The organism is Lysobacter spongiicola DSM 21749, from assembly GCF_900167055.1.
GTDB classification, from domain to species: Bacteria; Pseudomonadota; Gammaproteobacteria; order Xanthomonadales; family Xanthomonadaceae; genus Novilysobacter; species Novilysobacter spongiicola.
Genome location: NZ_FUXP01000030.1, coordinates 1 through 1,070, shown reverse-complemented (window position 1 = coordinate 1,070; position 1,070 = coordinate 1). Strand labels below are relative to the sequence as shown.

At 69.1% G+C, this 1,070-nt stretch carries 1 protein-coding gene; it reads left to right on the top strand.

Annotation, left to right across the window (positions count from 1 at the left end; translation table 11 throughout):
* A partial coding sequence (locus B5D37_RS14965) for a YadA family autotransporter adhesin (protein WP_425478074.1) occupies window positions 1-1,070 on the top strand: 1,070 nt, incomplete at both ends.

Genomic DNA, 1,070 nt, shown 5'->3' with positions numbered 1-1,070 from the left:
TATGTCGAGGATGCCGAAGGCAACGTGCTGTTCGACCAGAACACCGTGGCCAACGAAGTCGGCGCCACGGCGACCGGCGCCGGCGCACAGGCCAACGGTGCCTACAGCACGGCCAGCGGCGCGGCGGCGAGCTCGAACGGTGCGCAGTCCACCGCGATGGGCTACTCCAGCATCAGTGGCGCCGATGGTGCCAGCGCGTTCGGTGGCTTCAGCGAGGCCGGCGGGTTCCTGTCCTCCGCGCTCGGTTACGGTTCGGTCGCCTCCAGCGACTACGCCACGGCCGTGGGTGCGGCGGCAACCGCGAGCGGCGCCAGCAGCACCGCGGTGGGCGAGTACAGCGAAGCGGCCGGTGCCGAGAGCACCGCTGTCGGTGGCACCACCTTCTTCGGCCTGATCAACACCTACGCTTCCGGCACCGGCGGTTCGGCATTCGGCAACGGCGCCTGGGCGACCGGCGAATACAGCACCGCGGTCGGCCACAACGCCTACGCCTCCGGGGACGATACCGTCGCGCTCGGCGTGAACAGCTACGCACCCGACGCCAACAGCGTGGCACTGGGTGCCGGCTCGGAAACCGATCGTGAAAACAGCGTCTCCGTCGGCAGCGCCGGCGGCGAGCGTCAGATCACCAATGTTGCGGCCGGTACCGAGCTCACCGACGCGGTGAACCTGGACCAGCTGAACGAAGTGGCGAAGGTCGCCGAGTACACCTCGCGCTTCTTCGATGCCACCGGCGAGGGTGAAGCCTTCGCGGCCGGGCAGGAAGCCACCGCCTCGGGCTCTGACGCCTACGCGGAAGGCGACTACTCCACCGCGACCGGTTCGGCCAGCACCGCACTGGGCGAAGGATCATCCGCCTTCGGCAGCGGCGCGTTCGCGCTGGGCCAGTTCAGCACCGCCAGTGGTTACAACGCCAGCGCCGTCGGCAACAACGCCGTGGCCAGCGGCAGCGGCAGCGAAGCCAACGGCGATTCCAGCACCGCGGTCGGCGGCACGCTTTATGTCGAGGATGCCGAAGGCAACGTGCTGTTCGACCAGAACACCGTGGCCAACGAAGTCGGCGCCACGGC